This window comes from Nocardia asiatica NBRC 100129 (assembly GCF_000308415.1).
GTDB classification, from domain to species: domain Bacteria; phylum Actinomycetota; class Actinomycetes; order Mycobacteriales; family Mycobacteriaceae; genus Nocardia; species Nocardia asiatica.
Genome location: NZ_BAFS01000419.1, coordinates 1 through 15,983, shown reverse-complemented (window position 1 = coordinate 15,983; position 15,983 = coordinate 1). Strand labels below are relative to the sequence as shown.

At 66.5% G+C, this 15,983-nt stretch carries 15 protein-coding genes and 1 pseudogene; 12 read left to right on the top strand and 4 right to left on the bottom strand.

Going from position 1 to position 15,983, the window contains the following annotated elements; genetic code table 11:
• From ON27_RS31350 to ON27_RS31325, 7 genes are all read left to right on the top strand, one after another.
• A partial coding sequence (locus ON27_RS31350; RefSeq protein WP_157227484.1) for a heavy metal translocating P-type ATPase occupies positions 1-1,081 on the top strand: 1,081 nt, incomplete at its 5' end.
• A 175-nt stretch (positions 1,082-1,256) separates the two neighbouring features.
• Positions 1,257-1,421 carry a hypothetical protein gene (locus ON27_RS43390; protein WP_157227482.1) on the top strand — a complete coding sequence of 55 codons (165 nt, stop codon included), beginning with the start codon at positions 1,257-1,259 and terminating at the stop codon, positions 1,419-1,421.
• A 68-nt stretch (positions 1,422-1,489) separates the two neighbouring features.
• The gene (locus ON27_RS31345; RefSeq protein ID WP_043735836.1) at positions 1,490-2,044 is read left to right on the top strand and encodes a flavodoxin domain-containing protein; all 555 of its coding nucleotides are present in this window, start codon (positions 1,490-1,492) and stop codon (positions 2,042-2,044) included.
• A 196-nt stretch (positions 2,045-2,240) separates the two neighbouring features.
• Positions 2,241-2,507 (top strand): hypothetical protein, encoded by a 267-nt coding sequence (locus ON27_RS31340; protein ID WP_043735835.1) that lies wholly within the window; start codon positions 2,241-2,243, stop codon positions 2,505-2,507.
• 139 nt (positions 2,508-2,646) lie between these two features.
• Positions 2,647-3,510 carry a universal stress protein gene (locus tag ON27_RS31335; RefSeq protein ID WP_043735834.1) on the top strand — a complete coding sequence of 288 codons (864 nt, stop codon included), beginning with the start codon at positions 2,647-2,649 and terminating at the stop codon, positions 3,508-3,510.
• 160 nt (positions 3,511-3,670) lie between these two features.
• Positions 3,671-5,083 (top strand): wax ester/triacylglycerol synthase family O-acyltransferase, encoded by a 1,413-nt coding sequence (locus ON27_RS31330; protein ID WP_043735833.1) that lies wholly within the window; start codon positions 3,671-3,673, stop codon positions 5,081-5,083.
• A 56-nt stretch (positions 5,084-5,139) separates the two neighbouring features.
• Positions 5,140-6,723: an MFS transporter gene (locus ON27_RS31325; protein WP_083887927.1), complete on the top strand. Its 1,584-nt coding sequence runs from the start codon at positions 5,140-5,142 to the stop codon at positions 6,721-6,723.
• Positions 6,724-7,364: 641 nt separating this feature from the next.
• On the opposite strand, the gene ON27_RS31320 is transcribed toward ON27_RS31325, so the two are convergent.
• Complete coding sequence (locus ON27_RS31320) at positions 7,365-7,817, bottom strand: Hsp20/alpha crystallin family protein (RefSeq protein WP_043735832.1); 453 nt, start codon at positions 7,815-7,817, stop codon at positions 7,365-7,367.
• 447 nt (positions 7,818-8,264) lie between these two features.
• Between ON27_RS31320 and ON27_RS41770 the strand changes: the two genes are divergently transcribed.
• Entirely contained in the window at positions 8,265-8,495 is a 231-nt protein-coding gene (locus ON27_RS41770; protein ID WP_083887925.1) for a YgaP family membrane protein, read from the top strand.
• On the opposite strand, the gene ON27_RS31315 is transcribed toward ON27_RS41770, so the two are convergent.
• Together ON27_RS31315 and ON27_RS31310 are read right to left on the bottom strand one after the other, a co-directional pair.
• The gene (locus ON27_RS31315; RefSeq protein WP_083887926.1) at positions 8,436-10,844 is read right to left on the bottom strand and encodes a heavy metal translocating P-type ATPase; all 2,409 of its coding nucleotides are present in this window, start codon (positions 10,842-10,844) and stop codon (positions 8,436-8,438) included. The two genes, ON27_RS41770 and ON27_RS31315, sit on opposite strands and share 60 nt — an antisense overlap.
• A gap of 697 nt (positions 10,845-11,541) precedes the next feature.
• Positions 11,542-12,702 (bottom strand): hypothetical protein, encoded by a 1,161-nt coding sequence (locus ON27_RS31310; RefSeq protein WP_043735831.1) that lies wholly within the window; start codon positions 12,700-12,702, stop codon positions 11,542-11,544.
• 142 nt (positions 12,703-12,844) lie between these two features.
• Here ON27_RS31310 and ON27_RS31305 point away from each other — a divergent pair, with 142 nt between their 5' ends.
• The 4 genes and pseudogenes from ON27_RS31305 (at position 12,845) to ON27_RS40220 (ending at position 15,031) form a co-directional block, all read left to right on the top strand.
• Positions 12,845-13,129 (top strand): hypothetical protein, encoded by a 285-nt coding sequence (locus ON27_RS31305; RefSeq protein ID WP_245560392.1) that lies wholly within the window; start codon positions 12,845-12,847, stop codon positions 13,127-13,129.
• Positions 13,130-13,991 (top strand): annotated as a pseudogene (istB, locus tag ON27_RS31300) (IS21-like element helper ATPase IstB).
• A gap of 220 nt (positions 13,992-14,211) precedes the next feature.
• A complete protein-coding gene (locus ON27_RS31295) occupies positions 14,212-14,586 on the top strand; it encodes an AbrB/MazE/SpoVT family DNA-binding domain-containing protein (protein WP_245560390.1) in 375 nt (124 codons plus the stop codon).
• Positions 14,579-15,031: a hypothetical protein gene (locus tag ON27_RS40220; protein WP_051047174.1), complete on the top strand. Its 453-nt coding sequence runs from the start codon at positions 14,579-14,581 to the stop codon at positions 15,029-15,031. Before ON27_RS31295 ends, ON27_RS40220 begins: the two co-directional genes overlap by 8 nt.
• Before the next feature lie 203 nt (positions 15,032-15,234).
• Here the strand turns inward: ON27_RS40220 and ON27_RS31285 are convergent, their stop codons facing one another.
• Positions 15,235-15,840 (bottom strand): hypothetical protein, encoded by a 606-nt coding sequence (locus tag ON27_RS31285; protein ID WP_157227480.1) that lies wholly within the window; start codon positions 15,838-15,840, stop codon positions 15,235-15,237.
• Positions 15,841-15,983 lie beyond the last annotated feature (143 nt).

Sequence of the window (15,983 nt, the reverse complement as noted above, 5' to 3'; positions counted from 1 at the left end):
GGTCGGCACCGGCCTGGGCGCGAAACGCGGTGTGTTGTTCAAGAACGCGATGGCATTGGAGACTTCGGCTCGCATCCAGGTGGTGGTGATGGACAAGACCGGAACCCTCACCAAGGGCGAACCCGAGGTCACCGACGTCATCACCAACGGCATCGGCGAAGCCGAGGTGCTACGCCTGGTCGCCGCGGTGGAACGCGAATCCGAACACCCCCTCGCCCAAGCCGTCGTCCGCTATGCGGAAAAAGCAGGGGTAGGCCAGGCTCGGGCCGAAGCGTTCGAGAATGTCCCCGGCCACGGCGCGATCGCCGAGGTCCAGGGCCACCGTGTCGTCGTCGGCAACCGGCGGCTGGCCGAACGAGAGGGCATCGACCTCGGCGCGCTGGCTGCCCGCCGCGACGAGCTGGCCGCCACCGGACGCACCGCGGTGATCGCCGCCGTGGACAGCGAGGCCGCAGCGATCATCGGCATCGCCGACGCGCCCCGCGAAACCTCACCGGCGGCCGTCGCCGCGCTGCACGATCTCGGCGTCGAGGTGGTCATGCTCACCGGCGACAACGAAGCCACCGCCAGGCGCATCGCCCAGCGGCTCGGCATCGACACCGTCATCGCCGAAGTACTGCCCGGCGACAAAGCCGCCAAGATCGCCGAACTACAACGCAGCGGCCGCCAGGTCGCCATGGTCGGCGACGGCGTCAACGACGCCCCCGCCCTCGCCCAAGCCGACCTGGGCATCGCCATCGGCGCCGGCACCGACGTGGCCATCGAAACCGCCGATGTCGTGCTCATGCGCTCCGACCCGCTGGACGTACCGACCGCCCTGCGCATCGGCCGCGGCACCCTGCGCAAGATGCGCCAGAACCTGGGCTGGGCCATCGGCTACAACACCATCGCCCTGCCCATCGCCGCCGGCGTCTTCGAACCCGCCTTCGGCCTGATGCTGCGCCCGGAGATCGCCGCACTGTCCATGTCCGGATCGAGCCTCATCGTCGCCGTCAACGCCCTCGCCCTCAAACGACTCCGGCTCCCCCACACCCAAACCCGCGCCCGCCGGAACCTCCGAGGCGACACGGGTGATCCGTAGGACGCGGCGGCCGGGTTCACGGGACAGCCGGTCATCGGAGATCCTGGGCGTGGATCTCTCGACGGCCGCGATAGGTCGTTGGCCGCGGGCGATCACGACCTGGTCGGAATCGTGTCCCGGCGCCACCTGCTGCGAACTCTGCTCAGCGACGACGCAACCATCGACGCGAAGATCCGTGCACTGCTCGACGACCACGCCGGCAGCCGCCGAGCGCGCGGCCGCCCAGTCGAATACCTGGCAGGACACCCCTGCCATGCTCGCCTTCACGCTGCCGTACCCGATCATCGTGTGGGCCGCCGACGAACTGCGACGCGGGCTGCTGCGCCACAGTCGGCAGTGACGATGGTCCCCTGTGTCCGGGCACGAGTCCTCTCATCGGACGCGGCGTATGCGAGGAGCATTTTCGGCATGGACCAGGACAAACATCAGATCGCTGTCGTCTACGCGACCGAACAGGGATCGACCCGCGACATCGCCGAATTCATCAGCGCCGAGCTGTCGGGTCGCGACGCCATCGTCGAACTCGCCGATATCGACCACGCGCCTGACCTGTCCAACTTCGACACCCTCGTGCTCGGCAGCGCAGTGCACAACATGAAACTCCTGCCCTCCGTCGCCGACTACGTGCACGCCCACCAGGACGAGTTGGTGGAAAAGGACGTGTGGCTGTTCAGCGTCGGCCTCGCCCCGGCACTGCGCGGCCCGATCGGCCGCCGCCTCGGGCGATTGGTCCCGAAGAAGATCGCCGGACTGCGCGATTCGGTCAGGGCGCACGATTACCGGGCGTTCGCCGGACGGTACGACAGCGACGGCATCTCACTGCGGACGCGCATGCTCTACCGACTGCTGGGCAAAGGCCGCTACGGGGATCTGCGCGACTGGGCAACCGTCCGCTCGTGGACCGACACCATCGCCCGCAGTCTCCGGCTGCCGCCGGCCCGTTCCACCACCATCCCCCCGTGACGAACGCATCCGGCGACTCCCGCTGCACCGTGCTGGATGGCAACCGATGATCCATCGAACATTCCCGCTCGGCAGGATCGAGGGCATCCGCCTCGGCGCTCACGGCCGGTCACCGCTGTCCTGGTGTGGCTGGCCGTCATGAACACAATCCTGGGACTGTTCGATCTTCTGCCTGGCGCGCCGGATCGTCACCGAGGTGCCGATGCGCCTGCGCTCGGTGTTGCGCGGCGCGACCGGCGCCGAGGGCGTCCAACGGGTCGCGCCCGAGAATGCCATGGCCGAACGGCTCGAGGAGTTGGAGCACCGCGTGCTGCTGCTCGGCGACGCCATCGCGGTTCTCGCCCGCGGGCTCGAACAGCTGCCCAGCAGCGACACCGACGATCGACGCCGGGCCGACGCGGCCCAGCAAGCCCACCGCATCCTCATCGCCGAGCATCTCACCAGCGCATCCGCACCGCGGTAGCTCGTAGCGGCGCGCCGGACGCCCGCGGCAGGGTGCGCAACCTCTCGCACCTGCGCCGAGTTCCTGGTCCCGTAGCCGGTTGTCGCGGTCGCTCGGAATCGGAACTCGCTGTCGCGCCAGTAGGAAAGAGGCGAAGAAGATGTCCAGCATCGGTAATCCCCCCATTCTCGTCGGGATCGACGGATCGCCCGTCGCGCTCGCGGCGCTACGCTGGGCTGCCGTCGACGCCGCTCGCCGTCACGTGCCGCTGCACCTGCTCCACGCGATCGGTGCCCTCGGCGAATTCGGATCGGGCTTCGAGCTCGAACAGTTCGACTTCCACAGTTACCGACAAGGCGGACTGGACGCGCTCGAAACCGCCCGCGCGACCGCCGTCGCCGAATCCGCGTCGATCGGCCAACTCGACATCAGCACCGAAATGGTGGACGCGCCTCCGATCCCGGTGCTGCGCGATCGCTCCAAGACCGCGCGACTGCTCGTGGTCGGCACGCACGGGCTCGGTGCGGTCAGCCGGCGATTGCTCGGTTCGGTGAGCACCGCCTTGGCGCGGCACGCCGCGTGCCCGGTCGCGGTCATCCCGGAATCCTCCGCGTCGCCGAACCGCCCAGTGGTGGTCGGCGTAGACGGCTCCCGCAGCAGCGCGCACGCCGTCGAGATCGCCTTCGACCAAGCCGCTTTCCGCGGTGTCGAACTGGTCGCAGTGCACACCTGGTCGGATTTCCTGCGCTTCGAATCATCCGAGCAAATGCAGGAAGAGGGGGAAGAATTGCTCTCCCGGAGCATTGCCGGATTCGGTGAGAAGTATCCGGACGTTCCGGTGCACCGCATCGTGACCCAGGACCGTCCCGCCGAGCGGCTTCTCATGATCGGCGACAAGGCCCAGCTCATCGTCGTCGGCAGCCACGGTCGCGGCGGCTTCTCCGGAATGACGCTCGGCTCGGTCGGTCAGGCCGTTCTGCACGCGGCCCAGGTACCGGTGATCATCGCCAGGTCGGCGAGTTGACCACGGACGGGCGGAACCGAGGTCCGCCGCGGGAAGGAGCCCAACGTCACCTGTGCCGGTGACATTGGCATCTCACTCGGAATGTCGTATCCACGGGAGAATCCTTTTGTAGTTCCAGCCAACAGGCAGCAGCCTGCGACGCTGCCGGGACAGGTTCGCGATGACCGAATTGGGCCCGTTGGACACGGGCTTCATGGAAATGGAAGACACCGACCGCCGGGTCAGCCTCGGAATCGGTACGGTGGCGATCCTCGAGGGTCCATCGCCGTCCAGGGACGAGCTGCGCGGCTGGCTGGATCGCGGACTGGAGCGGCACGCACGGCTGCGCCAGCGAGTGCGGCGCGTGCCATGGGACGTCAAAGCACCGGTGTGGGAGGACGATCCGAATTTCGATCTGCATCATCACATTCGCTGGACCGCTTTACCGGCCCCGGGTGGCGAGCTGGAGTTGCAAGAGCTGATCGCGACCGAGCTGACCGAGCGGCTGGATCGTGACCATCCGCTGTGGGAAGTGGTCGTGGTCGACCAGTTGACGGAGGACCGCTGGGTGATGATCCTCAAGGCTCACCACACCATGGTCGACGGCATTTCCGAGCTCACGCTACTGGAAAGCTTCTGCGACCCCGGCCCGGTCGACGTCGGCGAGCACCGAGGGCCGAATGGCAAACGTTCGGGCGCCGGGATTCTGCAACTATTGAAAAAAGCGATGCGGGCACCTGTGGCCATCCCGCGTTCCGTCGTGGGAACCGTGCGCACCTTGGCGCCGGTGCTGTACGCGGCGATCGCCCCGGCCGACGAGTCCTCGCTCAACGGCCCCATCGGTAGACAGCGCCGTTACACGGTGGCGCGAGCCATGCTCCCGCAGGTCCGGGAGATAGCGACGGCTTTCGATGTCACCGTCAACGATGTCGCCATCGCCGCCATCACCGCCGCCTACCGCCGATTGCTGCTCAGCCGCGGCGAACATCCGACCCCCACCGAATTGCGCATCGTCGTACCGGTCTCGACACGCACGACCGAGGCGAAACAGGTGCTCGACAACCGCGTCTCCGCGGTGATCGCTCATCTGCCGATCGAACTCGACCAGCCCGTGGAGCGCCTCATCGCCGTCCACGAGCAGATCCGCAGGCACCGAGCCCGGGGCGAAGCAGATGCCGAGACATCGGTGCTCTCGTTTTCCCGGCGGCTGCCATTCGGGATCGTGTCCGAAGTGTTCCGGCTGGCGGTCTCCTTCCCTCAGCGCGGCGTCGTCGCACTGGCGACCAACATTCCCGGACCGCGGCACCGCCTGACACTCGGCGGCCGAAACGTGATCGAGTTGTGGCCCTGCATCCCCATCGCCATGCGGGTGCGCACGACGATCGCGATCCTCAGCTACCTCGACCGTCTGACTTTCGGCATCACCGGCGACTACGACACGACGCCCGATATCGAGACAATGTCCTCGAGCATCACGACCGAGATCGCGGTCCTGCTGGCCCACGCCCGCGACCGACAACTTCCACGGCGACCGCAACCGGCCCTGAGCCGCGCCATCGGTATCGCCACCGCTCGATCACCGCGCGCGAAGTGAGTCCGGAACAGCAACCGGCGCCGGACGCCGATCCGGCGAACGCGGCAACCAGCCACATCCTGCCGGCCATACTCGCTCTCGCCTTCGCCTTCACGATCACCGTCCTCGACCCCCTCGTACTCAGCTTGAACCTGCCGCAAGTCAGCCGCGACCTTCGTGTACCGCCGCAACTCATCGGTCCGCTCGGCGGAACGGCGACCCTGGTGATGGCCGCTGCCGTCCTCGCCGCGGGCAATCTCGGAGACGCCTACGGACTCAAGCGGCTGTTGATGCTCGGCCTGGGCATCGTGACGGTCGCCGACCTTCTCGCGCTGCTGTCTCCCGGCTACGTCTACCTCTTCGCGATGCGCGTACTCGCCGGTCTCGGGATGACAGCGCTGCTCGGCGTTCCGCTGGCCTTGCTGAAGACGTCGATACCGGAGCGCAAGCGCCCCACAGCCATCGGTGTCTTCATGGCGGTGGAAATGGTTCTGTGCGGTGTGATCCCGGCGCTCACCGGTTGGGTGGTGACCACCGTCGGCTGGCGGTCACTGTTCCTGGTCGCCCCGTCGCTGTCGTTGCTCGCGCTGTGGCTGACCGCCGTCTATGTACCGGAGTCGCCCGCCCGGCAGCGCCCACGACTCGACGTGATCGGCGTGGCCTTGATCGGTTCGGCGCTGCTCGGCATCGTCGTCGGCATCGCCGCCGCACAGAAGGGCGTTCTCCGGCCGGAAACCTGGCTGCCGCTCGCGTTCGGTGCAGCGGCGGCGACCGCGTTCGTGCTTCACGAACGGCGTACACCCGAACCCGCCTTGGACCTGACGCTGTTGCGCAGCGCGGCGTTCAGTGTCGCTCTTGCGGCGGCACTCACCCTCAACTTCCTTTCTGCCGGATTGGGAGTCGCGCTCGGGCAGTTCGGGGGCAAGGTGCTCTCGCTGTCGCCGGAGGCCATCGGCACGCTGTATTTGCCCGGCACACTGCTGATCGCGGGTGCCGTGACCGTGGCCGGGCGCTTGGTGGGCGTTTACAGCCCACGACCGGTGTTGATCGCCGGGCTGTTGCTACTATCGGCGAGCGGATTGCTGATGGCGGGAACGGTCAGTTCCACGATGGCGCTGTGGCTGCTGGTGCTGGCCATTTGGCTGTGCAATCTCGGCGCACTGGTCACCTCGGTTTCGGTCTCGGAAATAGTGCTGTCGGAAGCACCGCCCGGACATTCCGGGACCGTCGCTTCCGTCCAGCTGGCCTCCGGGATGACCGGCTACGCCTTGGGACCCACCGTTTACCTCCTGCTGCTGAACATCTTCTTTCGGCGGGAATGGCTGGCCGACGCACACTCCCGCGCGCTGTCGGTCACCACCGCCGAGCGCGCCGTCGACGCCGCACGCAGCACGGTGGCGCACAGTCCGGGCAGCGCCGGTTATGACCCCGACCTGCTGCGGCACGCGGCCGGGCTGCGTCTCGAGGTGGATTTCGCCGACGCCCTCCGCCTCACCATGCTGACCGTCAGCTTCCTACCGATCGCCGTCGCCGTAGCGGCGCTGCTGCTTGTGCGTCGTCGCACCGAAAACGGCGCCTCGGCTCCCACGTGTTCTGCAACCGATCGTGAGAGTGGCATGCCGACGGGTTCCGCGATCGACCCTGATCACCGGCGCCAGTAGGGGCCTCGAGCCCCCGGCTGAATAGCCGATTCCCTTGCAACTTCGATGCGCTTCCAGTCGACAGTCGAAGTCGCGGGACCACGAAGGAGCCATCATGGTTTGGCCGACCGCCGCAGTCGTGATCGCCGCCATCATCGCGGCGATGGTCGTCGCGGCCACCTATCTATCCCCCAGGAAGCCGTAGGTCCTTCGCCTGCGGCATCCGGCCTGCCAAGGGCGTTGCCGGCTCGCGTGGTCAGGCGCAGCATGCGAGGGATTGCTGCGCGAGCTGGAGTTCCTGCCCACAGCGGGTATGCGGCTGCCCGCGATGCCGGGTGGAAACAACAGTGTTTCGCTCAACGCAGCATCCGATATCTCAGCGGAGGCGGCCACGGTGACGTCGGAAAGACTTCTCGTGCCGCGGCCACGTCCGCGTCGAGGGAGCCTGGCTCAGCCGCTCGGCGAGACATGCCGACCACAGAGCGGCCGCGTGACCGATAGGTGGGTGGTCGACCGTCACCACGATCGGGGAACGCCCGTCTGTCATCATGCGATCCTCCAGTATCAGGGGGTCGACCTTGGTAGCCGCCGAAGGATGAGGCCCTCACATTCACGATCGGCGTCGCGCCCGTTTCCGCTGCGCCGCCGTGCGGCTTCCAGCCTCAGCTGTTTCCGTTTCCGGTCGTCGCCTTGATTGCGATGTGCTTTTCGGGTGCCTCCGATTCGGATACCGGTACGCTCACCGTCAAGATCCCGTCTGTATAGGTGGCCTCGATGGCATCCTCTTTCGCCCCGGTGGGCAACGGAACCGAACGATAGAAGCTGCCGTAGTGGAATTCCGAACGGGTGCCTTCTTCTGTGCGTTCGGCACGTTCGGCCTTGATGGTCAACTGTCCTTCCCGGACACTGATGTCGATGTCTTTCGTCGGGTCGACTCCGGGCAACTCGGCGCGCAGAATGTAACGGCCCTTTTCGAGACGCTCCTCGACGCGAATCATATGGCCTTCGAGTGACGTCCAGACCGGCCTCGATTCGAATCGAGCCATCAGATCGGACCAATCGGGTAGCGCGGGCCAGGACGGTAGCAATGCCTGGCGCGGGGAAAGCATGCTCATTGCGTGACTCCGATGACGAGAGTGCGGTTGATGACTTGTTCATTCCACGCGGGTTCCGCATCGGGCAGTAGGGTCGACGGTCCTTCATTCGAATACCCGGGTCCTGCATGTCGCAAGACGGTAAGGGCGGGGTCGTCGCAATGACGTCGAACCCTTCCAAGGCGCGCCTTCGCTCCTCCCGCGGTGATCGAAAGCCGCATGCGCTCGTTGATCGAAAGCGATGTGGTCGAGGCCGGAACCGGCGAAACAGCGACCGGCTCGGGTGCGCGAACTCCTGGCCGTGATCGCTCGGCACGAGAACGACGAGCACCGCAAGGCATCCTGAGCCGAGTTCAGCGGTCGAGGTCGACCAGTCGGGATGACCGTTCGGCTGGCCCCTCGCCTCCCTAGGGGTCGCTCGCTGTCAGCGCGCGTCTGCCCGCACAATGCCGCCCGGGCGGGCGATTGATGAGTTCGACGCGTCCCATCGCACGCGTCGTGCCGCTGCCGGCAGGTACGTTCGTGCTGATCAGCGTGCTACTGGGCGCGATGTTCTCGCCATGGTGGCTGATCTTCACCGGGTTGGTCGGCGCGAACCTGCTCCTCTACAGCGCCGTCGGATGGTGTCCGGCGACATTGCTATTGCGACGGCTGGGTGTTCCCGCCGAGCCGGCCGACTGCCCGACGCTGCGAACGTGACCTCTCGTGACCCTGCCGAGAGGCCGGGACGTTCTCGGGTTGGTCGTCGTCGGCGAGGGTGAAGTAGTTCTCCTCCTCCTGCAAGAAGTGCAGCTGTAGCAAGGTGTGCAGGCCGTAGAGGCAGGCGAGCAGGTCGTCGATCTGGTCGTCGGTGATCGTGCCCGCGGCGTGGGCGCGGTCGAGGTGGGCGCCGATGCGGGTGGTGAGCCGCTGGATCTCGGCGTGGGCGCGGCTCATCGTCGCGGTGGCCTCGGTGCCGCCCAGCGGGCCGGCCAGCGCTGGATACAGCAGGGTTTCCTCGGCGCGTTCGTGGGGCAGCAGATCGATCACCAGGAAGTGGTTGGCGTCCTCCACTGCGGCCAGGGCTGCGGGATCGTTGGCGGTGGCGAGCTGGTCAGCGGCGGTGCGCAACAGCGTGAGCATCTCACGCAGGGTCTCGTGTTCACCCGCGAAGCGGTGCAGCAGTTCCTCCGTCGCCCCCGCCACTTCGGTGCCAGCGGCTGGACTGCCCCGCAGCGCTCGCAGCGCGTTGAGAATCACCGCCACATCGATGACCTCTTGCAGCAGTGCACCAGCGGCGGGCGGGAGGAGCCCGGCGGCGGCCACGATCATCGCCAGCAGCGACAGGCTCATCCCGACCACTGCGCTTTGCACGGCGATACGGCGCGACCAGCGGGCGGTGTCCATGGCGTCGGCGAGCCGGTCGAGCCGGTCGGTGGTGAGCACGATGTCGGCGGCCTCCGAAGAAGCGGTTGACCCGCGTGCGCCCATCGCCACACCGACAGTGGCGGCCGCCAAGGCGGGAGCATCGTTGACACCGTCACCGACCATGACCGTCACCGCGCGCTCGCGTTCGCCGCGCACCGCGGCGACCTTGTCGGCGGGACTCTGCCCCGCGTACACCTCGTCGAGGCCGAGCACGGCGGCGACCTCGCGCGCCGGTTCCAGACGATCGCCGGTGAGCATCACCAGCCGGTTCAACCCCGCCTCACGCAGTCTTCGGATCGTTCGCGGCGCGTGCCGCCGCAACGGATCGCGCAGCAGAACCGCCCCGAGAAGCTCCTCGTCGACGACGATCCACGCGATCGCCGCGGAGTCCAAGCGCGCCCGGCTGTCCACCCCACGCGCCCACTCGGATCCCGTCGCCGAATCAGGCAGTTTGCCCACCTCGACGCGGTGGCCCTCGACGATGCCGGAGATGCCGCGGCCAGGCTGTTCAACGACAGCGGTGGGCAGCGACAGCGCCGCGCCGCGAGTCAGCGCCTCGGTAACGATCGCCTGGGCGAGCACATGAGGCGACAGTTGGTCCACCGACGCGGCCAGCCGCAATCCCTCGGCCGCGTCCCGCCCAGGGGCTGCGATCACCTCGACTACCGCCGGCCGGCCCGCGGTGAGAGTTCCGGTCTTGTCCATTACAAGAGTGGTCGCGTGGCCGAGGTTCTCCAGCGCACCGCCGCTGCGGATCACGACCCCCTGGCGGGAGGCCCGCGACAGCCCCGACACGATAGCCACCGGCGCGGCCAACAACAGCGGACACGGCGTGGCCACGACGAGGACCGCGACCGCGCGCACCGCCGACCCGCTCCACAGCCACGCCGCCCCGGCCACGAGCAGCGTCAAGGGCAGAAACCAGGCCGCGTACCTGTCGGCCAACCGGACCACGGGCGCGTTCTCGGCGCCGGCTTCTCGAGCCAACCGCACGATTCCGGCGTAGGTGCTGTCCGCCGCGGTCGCGGTCGCACGGATCTCGAAGGAGGCGCCGGCATTGACGACACCGCTGCGCACCGGTTCCCCGATCCCACGCTCGACCTGCAATGGCTCGCCGGTGAGCACCGATTCGTCCAGTACGGCCACTGTGTCGAGCACCCGCCCGTCGACCGGCACCACCTCGCCGGGCGCCACCACCAGCACATCATCGACGGCGACCTCGTCCAACGCGATCACGTTCACCGCGGCGCCGATACGGCGGCGTGCCGAACGCGGTGCATGCTCGAGCAGAGACCTCAGATCGTGCGACGCGCGTCGCTCGGCCGCCGCGTCCAGTGCGCGACCGGTCGCCAACATCACAGCGATCAGCGCACCAGCGAGATACTCCTGCACCAGCAAGGTGCCCACCAGCGACAACACCGCGATCAAATCCACCCCGACCCGACCCCGCAGCAGCGTGGTGACCATCCACCACACCGCAGGCACGACCGCCACCATCGTGGCCGCGATCCAGCAGCCCTCAGCGACCTCGCGCAGCCCGAATAGCCAGAACACCAGTCCTGACACCAGGGCGGCCAAAGTCGCCGACACCAGCACCGGCCCGACCCACACAGCGGCCCGTCCGGACCACTGCTCGATCATCGAATTCGTTCCGGACACGCCCGCTCCTTCCCGAACAGCGCCTTCCGACGAGCGGATTCGTCTCAGGAAAACCGACCCGGGCACCTCCTGAACAGGGCCGCAATTCCCGAATGCGGAGGCCGTTCGCCCCGGCGAGACGCGTCGCAGCGAATCTCAGCAGCCATGACTCGGCCTGCATGGCCAGGGGCCCGCGACGACTGGCTCATCGCGGAAGCCACGACGCACTGTTCGTCGTCACCGGATCACATGGTGGGCGAATTCTCTCGATGGAGGTGCGGCCCGCTCGATCGTAATGCTGACCCGCGACGAGACCGCGTGCAGCGAGGTCGAGGCCCTGGAAGAACGCGCCTGACCTCGCCACCTGTACGGATGCCACTCGCGCACTGATTGCAGTTTTTCTAAACTGAATACCTAGCAGTTTTCGTGGGAGAGATTCGTCGTGACCAACCAACTGGACGTTGCCGCGAGCGTGCAGGCACTGACCGAGCATGAGGGCATCCTGGCGTGGGTCGCCGAAGTCGCGGAGTTGACCGCACCCGATCGCATCGTTTTCTGCGACGGCTCTCGGGCAGAGGTGATCTGGCCCCCGGAGCGGGGGCCAGATCAAGGTGGTCGCGTTATCGGGGACTGGCACGGGTGCTGGACTTTACGTCGCGGTCGACATCGATCTTCCGACGCGACGCGCGTATCAGAGGAGTCAGCCGGTTCGGTTGATGAACATCTCCGCCATCTGTAGGCCGCCGGTGCACACGTTGGCCACGGCCAGGGTGGTGATGAAGGCGGCGCGGCTGTCGGGGTCCTCGTCGTTCACTGCGAAGGCGTAGCTGATCCGGGAGACGTAGGAGGTGAGTTGGCTGGTCTCGTCGATGATGGCGATGCTTCGGTTGCTTCCTGCGGGTTTTCCGGCCAGTTCGCTGAGGTGCCAGATCGTGCAGGTGAGGGCGGGCAGGGTGAGGACGGCGTCCACGACCGCTCCGACTCCGCGGCCGTCGTCGACGGTGATGCTCTGTAATACCGCGTTGCCTTTGAACAGTTTCTGGGCCGGTCCGCAGAAGATGATTTTGCAGAGCACGCGGATGCCGGTGACGGTGGTGGAGATGTCGGACACTGCGGTGTTGGCGATGGGATCACAGGGGACCAGCGTGTTGGCCAGGCCGCCGGTGACACCGCCGACGATGCCGAGGGCGGCCGAGGGCAGGCCCCACGGGTTGTCCGGTTGTTCGTCTGCCGCCTCGAAACCGGACACGATCGCCGAGGCGAGTGCGCAGAAGCCGGCGAATCCGTGCCCGACGATGAACACCTCGTCGGACACTGCGCCGGACAAGGCGGCCATCTGCGGGGCGGCGATCGTGAAATCCGCGGTTGCCGAGGGCTGGGCTGCGGGAAGTCTTCCTGCGCTTGTCGTGGTGACCGCGGCGTCGGCGGTCTGCCGGGCGAAAAGGGCGATCAGCGAAGGAAGGTCCGGGGCATCAATCAGCGCCTGGGTGTCGGCGTTGTCCGGGAATGGGGCCACACCTTCCGTCGCCTTGTAGACCAGGGTCGCCGGGATCGCCACCATCCAGCAGACGACGTCCAGCAGCGAGAAGGACGGGACACCGAAATCGTTGAGAATGTCGGTGACCACCGGGATGTGGATAGGCGCCTGGAATGCGTCGAGGGCGTTTTTGGCCAGTTCGTAGACGATGTCGAAGAGAGTGTCGATGACATTCTTTGCGCTGTCGAGCGCGGCCGCACCGACGAAGGTGGCCATTTTCTCGAGCAGATCGGTCAATGGCATGGAGCCGATATCGGCCGCGAGGCCGCTCATCGCTTCGAGCGTGTCGCCGATGATGTGCCCCTCGTTGTTCAGAGCCTGCATCAGCGCGGTGATCGCACTGGAATCGAGTTTCGACGGGGGTGTGAGCGGTCCCCGATGACGAGACCACCCGGGAATAGAGCCAGGTGATGTCGTTCCGTACGGCACCCGCGCGATCATCGAAGTTCTTCTGCTGCACCGTAGCATGCCCCACGAGCAGGTCGTCGCCGGCCTGGACGCCGCGCTGCGCGCAGGCGCGCTGACCGCGGACGCGGTCGCTCTCGAAGCCCGCAAGGCCGCCGAAGCCACACCGCGGCTGGCCCACGTCGTCGATCTCGACGAATCCGACCCAGACCCGGATCCGGTTGCGTCGCTGACCGCCCGCCGCCTGGCGCAACTACCGCCGGACACCCGGCCCCTGCCCTCGGTCGCCATCTACGACCAGTTGCTCCGCATCACCAAACCCAGAACCGCAGAAGGGAATCCATAGATGACCAGCCCAACCCCACGCCGCCACGGCATGACCGATCAGGCCGCCGACACCGCCGTCGACCAGGCATGCCGGCTGCTGCGCCTGCCCAGCATCCGCACCCAGTTCAACGACATCGTCGAAACCGCGACCCGCGACCAGATGAGCTACCGGGCATTCCTGGCCGAGCTGCTACTCGCCGAATGCGACGACCGCGCCCGGCGCCGCTCCGAACGCCGCATCCGCGCCGCCGGATTCCCGCGATAAATCCTTGCGGGCCTTCGATTTCGACGCCAACCCCAACATCGACCCGGCCGTGGTCAACACCCTCGCCAATTGCGAATGGGTCAAGAAGGGCACTCCGCTCTGCCTGATCGGGGACTCCGGGACCGGCAAGAGCCACCTGCTGATCGCACTCGGCACCGAAGCCGCGATGCGCGGCTACCGCGTGAAATACACTCTCGCGACGAAACTCGTGAACGAGCTGGTCGAGGCCGCCGACGAGAAGGTGCTGGCCAAGACCATCGCCCGCTACGGGCGCGTCGATCTCCTTTGCATTGACGAGCTCGGATATATGGAGCTGGACAGGCGCGGCGCCGAGCTGTTGTTCCAGGTGTTGACCGAGCGCGAGGAGAAGAACTCTGTCGCGATCGCCTCGAACGAGGCGTTCTCCGGCTGGTCGAACACATTCCCCGAACCACGACTCTGCGCCGCGATCGTCGACCGGCTCACCTTCGGCGGGCAGATCATCGAAACCGGGACCCACAGTTACCGACTCACCCGCACCGCCGCACTCCACAACACCGCAGTGCAGACTACCGAGCAACCGCCGGAGCAGCCGGTGTTCACCGACGCTCAGCAGTCGTTGGAAACCGTGCGCTGAGCAGCGGTCTATCGGCGAATTTCGAGCCACACCCAACACTGTGAACACAGCCGGACCCCGGTTCGCGCGGCCCTGACCCGGCCAGCGCAAGGCGCGATCCCACCTGCAGGGCGCCATAGTATCGGCCGAATTCGGACGGAGACGGCATACCTGCTTGTCCGGGTGCGGGGTCCGGTTGAGCGGAAACCTGCGCCCAAATCCATTGCTGGAGAAGCAGCTCATGACTCACCCGATGCTTTCTCGCCCGGAACCGGACTACACGCAGTATCATGTATTACATGTATTTCATGCGGAAGGAAGTGTGCGGTCGATGACCAAGGAGCAAGCAGCCTCATATGGCCCGGGCGGGCGCGGGTTCTACGGGGCGGTGACCGTCAGTGAGCGAGGGCAGATCGCGATCCCCGCCCAGGCGCGCCGCGACCACGGCATCTCCCCAGGGGACAAGCTGTTGGTACTCGGAGATCCCGAACAAGGACTGGCACTGATGAAACTCGAAGTGTTGCTACGAAACCTGCACGGCTCCTCCGAGCTGCTCCAGCAGATCCTCAATCTTTCGGGAACCGACGAGAGCGAACGGAAGACCGACCATGCGTGAGACCGCACCCGGCACGCGCCGCTCGGCACCCTGGCACCTCTGGATTGTCGGCACTCTGTTCCTGCTGCTGAATCTGGGCGGCGTCTACGACTACGTCATGGCGCTCAGCGAAAACGCCGACTACTTCCGATCGCAGAACTATGACAGTGAACAGATCCGGTACTTCACCGACTATCCACTCCTCCCGGCCGTCTTCTGGACCATCGCCGTCTGGGGCGCGCTGCTCGCGGCGCTCCTGCTGCTACTGCGCAGCCGGTGGGTTCTGCCAGTCGCGATCACCGCACTGGCGAGCCAAGTGATCCTCGACATCCTGACCTTCGGTTTTCGTGCCCGCTGGCAGATCCTCGGACCACGCCTGGCGATGTTCGATCTCGGCGTGCTCCTGCTGACAACAGGATTCGTCATCTACTGCCGGACATTGACATCCCGACAGATCCTGCGCTGAACACCTGGACGGCCATGCCGACCGGCCTGACTCGCGGTCCGATGCGAGGCGACGCCCACTGGCGCCACTATGGCTCGCCTTTCTGACACGCCCGGCGACCTGACACGCCCACCGGAGTGACCTCAAAATTCACCGATACGGCTGCCCCGGATCGCCCCTGAGTGACCTCGAAATTCACCGATACGTGGTCTCAGAATTCACCCTTACGGCCAGCCCGGCGTCGCCCAGATATCCACGTAGACAACCAGGTGCTGGCTGATCGTGATGGTGTTCCCCTGGAACGTGACCGATGCATCGAAGGACGTTGTCAATGTCATCCCGGCCACGGCGATACCCGCCCAGTGGGCCTCGTCGGCGGCGGAGCCGTCGTAATGGAAGGTGAGGACGGTGGGATCGCTGTTGCTTGTCCCCTGGGTGACCTTCGGGGCCTGCCCCGGGGTCAGGCTCCATTGCCAATTGGTCGTGTCCCCAAGAAACCCGGACTCCCACACGCTCACCGCGGGCTTCATGCAGTTGCTCGCCACGTAGTCCTTCACCTGCTGGCGGAAGTAGTTACCGAACGTGTTCCGGTTGATCGCGATGACTCCGTCCGACTCCGACAGCGACTGCACCCAGTTCCACCCGAACTTCGCCGGTGGCGGTAGCGAGTCCCCGTCGGCCGCGCACAGGTAATTCAACGTGGCCAGGTCCTGCTGCTCCTTCGTCGGGTTTACTATCTGCTGCCCGCCAGGCCCCAGAAACGGCGACACCCAGAAATCGAAGTCGGTCAGCGTCAGTGTCGCGGGCGGCGCATCCTGCTGGGCGATCATGACGCCCATCAAAATCCAGTTGCGGGATGTAGCCTCGAAGGCCCCGCGGCGTTCTCGACCTCGCCGAGCATGTGTGAACTCAGAAACACCGTTTGCCCGCGTTCCCGTGCTTCGGCGACGCAGTGCCGGAACTCGCGTTCCAG

Excerpts from the sequence above, each read along its gene's own strand:
- ON27_RS31345 (WP_043735836.1), top strand. The coding sequence starts at position 1,490 with ATGGACCAGGACAAACATCAGATCGCTGTCGTCTACGCGACCGAACAG.
- ON27_RS31330 (WP_043735833.1), top strand. The coding sequence starts at position 3,671 with ATGACCGAATTGGGCCCGTTGGACACGGGCTTCATGGAAATGGAAGAC.
- ON27_RS41770 (WP_083887925.1), top strand. The coding sequence starts at position 8,265 with ATGAGTTCGACGCGTCCCATCGCACGCGTCGTGCCGCTGCCGGCAGGT.
- ON27_RS31285 (WP_157227480.1), bottom strand. The coding sequence starts at position 15,840 with ATGATCGCCCAGCAGGATGCGCCGCCCGCGACACTGACGCTGACCGAC.
- ON27_RS31315 (WP_083887926.1), bottom strand. The coding sequence starts at position 10,844 with ATGATCGAGCAGTGGTCCGGACGGGCCGCTGTGTGGGTCGGGCCGGTG.
- ON27_RS31310 (WP_043735831.1), bottom strand. The coding sequence starts at position 12,702 with ATGCAGGCTCTGAACAACGAGGGGCACATCATCGGCGACACGCTCGAA.
- ON27_RS31335 (WP_043735834.1), top strand. The coding sequence starts at position 2,647 with ATGTCCAGCATCGGTAATCCCCCCATTCTCGTCGGGATCGACGGATCG.
- ON27_RS31320 (WP_043735832.1), bottom strand. The coding sequence starts at position 7,817 with ATGAGCATGCTTTCCCCGCGCCAGGCATTGCTACCGTCCTGGCCCGCG.
- ON27_RS31305 (WP_245560392.1), top strand. The coding sequence starts at position 12,845 with ATGCCCCACGAGCAGGTCGTCGCCGGCCTGGACGCCGCGCTGCGCGCA.
- ON27_RS40220 (WP_051047174.1), top strand. The coding sequence starts at position 14,579 with ATGCGTGAGACCGCACCCGGCACGCGCCGCTCGGCACCCTGGCACCTC.
- ON27_RS31295 (WP_245560390.1), top strand. The coding sequence starts at position 14,212 with ATGACTCACCCGATGCTTTCTCGCCCGGAACCGGACTACACGCAGTAT.